Annotated in this window: 6 protein-coding genes; 5 read left to right on the forward strand and 1 reads right to left on the reverse strand. The window is 63.3% G+C overall.

Annotation, left to right across the window (positions count from 1 at the left end):
- A complete protein-coding gene (locus RI841_RS14290; RefSeq protein ID WP_310706308.1) occupies positions 1 to 174 on the forward strand; it encodes a UTRA domain-containing protein in 174 nt (57 codons plus the stop codon).
- Between the two features lie 200 nt (positions 175 to 374).
- Here the strand turns inward: RI841_RS14290 and RI841_RS14295 are convergent, their stop codons facing one another.
- Positions 375 to 1,403: a histidinol-phosphate transaminase gene (locus RI841_RS14295; protein ID WP_310706303.1), complete on the reverse strand. Its 1,029-nt coding sequence runs from the start codon at positions 1,401 to 1,403 to the stop codon at positions 375 to 377.
- Between the two features lie 497 nt (positions 1,404 to 1,900).
- On the opposite strand from RI841_RS14295, the gene RI841_RS14300 reads away from it, so the two are divergent.
- From RI841_RS14300 to RI841_RS14315, 4 genes are all read left to right on the forward strand, one after another.
- Positions 1,901 to 2,113, forward strand: coding sequence for a hypothetical protein (locus RI841_RS14300; RefSeq protein ID WP_310706304.1), 213 nt, complete (start codon positions 1,901 to 1,903; stop codon positions 2,111 to 2,113).
- A complete protein-coding gene (locus RI841_RS14305; RefSeq protein WP_310706305.1) occupies positions 2,110 to 2,838 on the forward strand; it encodes a nucleotidyl transferase AbiEii/AbiGii toxin family protein in 729 nt (242 codons plus the stop codon). Before RI841_RS14300 ends, RI841_RS14305 begins: the two co-directional genes overlap by 4 nt.
- A gap of 135 nt (positions 2,839 to 2,973) precedes the next feature.
- Positions 2,974 to 3,594 carry a transposase gene (locus RI841_RS14310; protein ID WP_310706306.1) on the forward strand — a complete coding sequence of 207 codons (621 nt, stop codon included), beginning with the start codon at positions 2,974 to 2,976 and terminating at the stop codon, positions 3,592 to 3,594.
- Between the two features lie 194 nt (positions 3,595 to 3,788).
- Positions 3,789 to 4,949 (forward strand): SEC-C domain-containing protein (locus RI841_RS14315; RefSeq protein WP_310706307.1); only part of this gene is annotated, 1,161 nt, incomplete at its 3' end.

Raw genomic sequence — 4,949 nt, forward strand, 5'->3', positions numbered from 1 at the left:
GTGCTTGATGACCGTGCCGCCGACGCCCTGCGAGCCACTCCCGGCGGCCCTGCTCAACGCGTGACTCGCATCAATCACGATCAGAACGGCAGAGCCATCGATTACGACGACGAGCTATGGCGACACGATGCCATTGAATTAACGCTGTCTGCCGCACCGCAGAGGGGTGAATAAGATCCTGAAGACCCCGGACCTGCACCTCAAGACCGGCGAAATGAGCAGCGACGACGCCGCCGAGGCCATCATTGCGCTGCTGCGGGAACGCCAACTGATAAGCTAGAAGCTGGAAGCTGGAAGAGCGGCGCTTCACGCCTGGAAGCTGGAAGAATGCCGCGTCGCGGCATACCCCCCTGACTTACGGCCTTTGGGGTTTCTTACAGCTTCAAGCTTCCAGCGTTGTGGTCCAGCAGTTCCTTCAGCGCCTCGACAAAGCGGACGTTGTCGTCCGGCAGCGCCGTCGTGACCCGCATCAACCCGTTTCCCAGCGCCGGGTCGTTCAGCGGCTTGACGAGGATCTCCCGGGCCTTCAGCGCCTCCGCCAGGGTGGTGGCATCGTGGGGCGCGAAGTCGGCAAGAAAGAAGTAGGTCCGGGTCGGGTAGGTGCGCACGCCCAGGGCGCGCAATTCGGCCGCCAGCGCCTCGGTCCAGCCATGCAGCTGTGCCGCCCGGGCCTGGATCCGGTCCTCGTGCTGGAGCGTGGCAAGGGCTGCCGCCTGACTGGGACGTGCCAGGGGGTAGGCATCGTTGTGGCCGTTCAGCTCATCGGCAATGGCTTCGGGCAGGATGGCATAGCCGACGCGAAAGCCCGCCAGGCTGTGGGCCTTGGAGAGCGTGCGCGTCACGAGCAGGTTGGGATACCGGGGCACCAGGTGGACGACCGACTCTCCGGCAAGCCCGATGAACGCCTCGTCGACCAGGAACAGCGTCTCCGGGTAGCGGCGCAGCAGCGCGGGCAAGGGCGTCATGTCGAAGACCCCGCCATTGGGGTTGTTGGGATTCACGATGACGGCGAGCGTCGTGCCCCGGGGAATCGCCAGCGCCGCCAGATCGAAGCCGAAATCGTTGTCGGGTAGCAGCCGTGTCTCCGTGTACTGCCGGGCAATCTCGGGAAAGAGCCCATAGGTCGGCGTCAGCAGGTGGACCTGCTGACCGAAGCGATCGAACAGCTGGCGCAGGATCAGTTCGGAGCCGGCATTGATGTGAACGAGCCGCTGGGGAACGCCGAGCCGTTCGCCGATCAGCTCGCGCAGCGGCGCCGAATAGGGCTCGGTGTAATAGTTGCTGTTGGGCACCTCGGCCTGCGCCGCCGCGATAGCCTCCTCGATCGGCGGCAGCGGGTTCTCGCACAGCAACAGCTTGATGCCGTGGAAGCTGGCACCGCCCTTCTCCGCGATGGCACTCATGAGGGATCCCCTCCCTGCGCCTGGCGCCCCGCGCCGTCGCCTCCTTCCGGGCCACCCGGGGCCCTGTCGCACAGGGCGATACAGGGGGCCACTTCCACCGCACGGGCCGTGTGCAGCCAGGCAATGCGTACGCTCTCTCTCGGCCAGCGATTCATGCGCCATCCTCCGTGGGGGAAACGGGCGGCCGAGCCTCGAGAAAACCGCGGCCGCACGACTCCAGGGCCTCTACGAACAGGGTGAACGAACCTGCCTTCAAGCGTAGCAGGGTAAACCGCCCATGAAGCGCCACTGCTCCCGTCTGACTCAGGCCGCTGGGTGTCTTTCCAGCGCCAGGGCAGCGCCTCCACTCCGCGCCTTACGGCGGATGGGGCATCGACGCCAAGAGGGATGAGCGTGCTATGATGCTTGATGATCTAGGCACGTTTTGACCCCCCACGGGCAAGGGGCTAGAATGGCAACGAATTAGAAACATCATCCAGTCACTTACTGGTGACCCTATGAAACCGGCGTTCATCAATCGACACGACTATCCCGAACTTGATGCCATTCTTTGGGACCGTGCCGATGTTCATATCGATCCCGAGGTGGCGTTCCATCTCTATGAAGAGAGATGGCGCTTTATCGCGCAAGATCGTCTATTGGACAAGGAACGCACCCTGATCGACGAGCTGGCAAAGACGTACGGCCACGGCCACATGCTCGTGGCATGATGTTTAGACGCCCCCACCACCAGGCCATCGGTACTATCCTCTCCCAGTTTGACCCCGATTTCCTCCGCGACAACAACATCCTGTTCGGACGGGGAACACGCATTGCCCTCGAACTCGACGAGTTTCGTGAATCAGTGGACATCGACCTCTTTTGCATCGGCAAAGACGCGTATCGAGCCGCTCGATCCACAGTGACCAATATTAGCTTTGGCAAGCTACTGCGCCAAGGCAGTACGCTGCCACTCTGGGACAATCGGGACATTCGTGCTGACCGCGATGCGATCCGTGCCTTACTGGACGGGCCACACCGCCCCATCAAACTCGAAATCATCAACTTTGCCAATGACCGGTTGCTGCCCGACACCCAACAAACGTGCTTCCCCATTCCCAGCGTTAACCGGGAAGGCTGCTTTGCGACCAAACTGACAGCCAATGCCGATCGATACCAGAATCACATCAAGGATATCCTGGATCTATGCATGATGCGTCGCGAATGGGGCCCGATCCCACCAGCGGCATGGGATATGGCTTGCGACCAGTATGGGCAGCGAGTCATTGCCACAACACTGGTTGCAGCGCTCAGAGAGTTAACGGCCCGGCCTCATGCCCATATCCAGCATGCGATGGAGTCCCTTCAGATGTCCGAGGCACTAGCGAGCGAGCTCATCACAGAGCTATCGCCGGAGTGGCTTGACGAGCTTGTGAACGCGCATATGGCCCAATAGGCGCGGCATCTTCGGTCATAAGGGTCAGGTCATAAGGGTCAGACCCTTAAGCGGATTTAAGGGTCTGACCCCGTGGGGCAGAAAGCCCGCTACACTGGTTGAAGATCATTTTACGGAACGGCATGGAGGCTGGCCATGGTCCGTCCAGCGCGCATTCTACTGCCGAGCACGCCGCTGCATCTCGTGCAGCGCGGCAACAACCGCGGCGCCTGCTTCGTCTATCGCAGCGATGCCCGACGCTATCTGGCGTTTCTCGATGACGCTCGCAAAGAATATCAGGTGGATGTGCATGCCTATGTGCTGATGCACAACCATGTGCACCTGCTGGCCACGCCCCGTGACGATCCCCACGGCATCAGCCAGATGATGAAGATCCTCGGCCAGCGCTACGCGCAATACTTCAACAGGCGCCACGAACGAACCGGAGGCCTCTTCGAGGGCCGCTACTATAGCTGTCTCGTCGGCGAGGAAGCCTACCTCTTCGCCTGCTACCGCTATATCGAGCTCAACCCCGTGCGCGCCGGGATAGTCGAGCAGCCGGGCGACTATCTCTGGTCGAGCTACCGGGCCAATGCCCTGGGGGTCCCCGACCCGGTGATCTCGCCGCATGCGCTCTACCTCGCCAGCGCCAGCGACCCCGAACAGCGCCAGCACCACTATCGGCACCTATTCGATACCCCGCTCCCTGAAGTCACCGTGGAGGCCATTCGCCAACAGACGCGCCGCGGCCACCCCCTAACGGCACCGGGGTCATAACGGCACCGGGGTCAGACCCCGGCGGCGAGCACCCCGCCCGCCACCGGCACGAAAACCCGCTCGGCACGGCTTCGGGGTCTGACCCAAGGCGCCATGGCACCTAAATCCCCTTAAGGGTCTGACCCCCGGCAGCGACCCTACCGGCGAGACGCGCTACCCTAAGGGGCTTACCCCACCCATGACCCTTAAGCCATATGCATCACGACGACGAAAACGCAGAGATTCCCCCCGAGCTGGCATCCAGCATCGGTCGCTTCCTCGAAGATTCCGTTCAACACATCGTGAAGTACCAGGATGCCGAGCGTTACTTCGCCGACCTGGACGATATCCTCAAACGCTCAGGCGTCGAAGCGTGGTTCGATCCCCGCTTCCCCTTCTGGGCGATGGGCCGCTCGATCTGGAACGCGGTGCCGCTACCGTCGCGCAACTTCCGCTGTGCGCCTTTTCCCGAGCCGCGCCGCAACGACCGCTGTCCCTGCGGGTCGGGCAAGAAGTACAAGCGCTGCTGCCAGCCGCTGCAGAGCGAACATACCACGCACCTGGCCGATGAAATGCCCGTCATCCATCTGGCCGTCAGCGGCTTTACCCTCAAACAGCGCCAGGCCGCCGCCAAGTCAGCCCCAGCCAAGGTGCGTCTGGCCGTGGCGAGTCAGGAGTTGGAGGAGCGCCACCCCGGCAAGGCGCGCAACTTGCTGCTCGCGCTGCTTCGCAAGAGCAGCCTGGAGGCCGAGCTGCAGGCCGAGGCCGTGCGCCTGCTGGGACACGCCTACGACGAGCTCGGCCATCTCGCCGCCGGCGAGAAGGCCATGAACGAGCTGGTACCCCAACTCACGCCCCTGGCGGCCAGTGTAGCGCTCAACTGGTTGGCCAGCCGCTGCCTGGCGGACGCCCGCCCCGCCGATGCTCTGGCCCATGTGCTCTATGCGGAGTCGCTCGACCCCGACAGTCTGGTCAACGGCATCCTCAAAACGGGCTGCTTGCGCGATCTGGGTGCCGATGCCGAGGCACAACGCACCGCCCAGGCGTGGCTGCCGGTGGCGCGCGAGCTGGGCGATCAGGAGGCCATCGCGCTGCTGGAGGAACAGGCCAGCATGGCGACACCGCCGCCGGCAAGCGACGACGGTGCCGGGTCCCTGGAGGCGGACGAAGAAGCGGAGCCGCCCAGCGACGATCTCCTGTCGATCTTCGGCGCCCCGGACGAGTTGCTGCGCCCCATCGCCGGCCTTCTCAAGGCCGCCTGTCGCCATCTGCCGGATGTGCAGTCGCCGCGCGACTCCATCCAGCACATACATCCTTCCATTGGATACCCGAATCTTCCCCGGATTCTGCAGGTCCATCTCCTGCGGCAACGACAC

It is taken from the genome of Halomonas sp. (assembly GCF_031581305.1).
Taxonomy (GTDB): Bacteria; Pseudomonadota; Gammaproteobacteria; order Pseudomonadales; family Halomonadaceae; genus Halomonas.

Excerpts from the sequence above, each read along its gene's own strand:
- RI841_RS14300 (WP_310706304.1), top strand. The coding sequence starts at position 1,901 with ATGAAACCGGCGTTCATCAATCGACACGACTATCCCGAACTTGATGCC.
- RI841_RS14305 (WP_310706305.1), top strand. The coding sequence starts at position 2,110 with ATGATGTTTAGACGCCCCCACCACCAGGCCATCGGTACTATCCTCTCC.
- RI841_RS14310 (WP_310706306.1), top strand. The coding sequence starts at position 2,974 with ATGGTCCGTCCAGCGCGCATTCTACTGCCGAGCACGCCGCTGCATCTC.
- RI841_RS14295 (WP_310706303.1), bottom strand. The coding sequence starts at position 1,403 with ATGAGTGCCATCGCGGAGAAGGGCGGTGCCAGCTTCCACGGCATCAAG.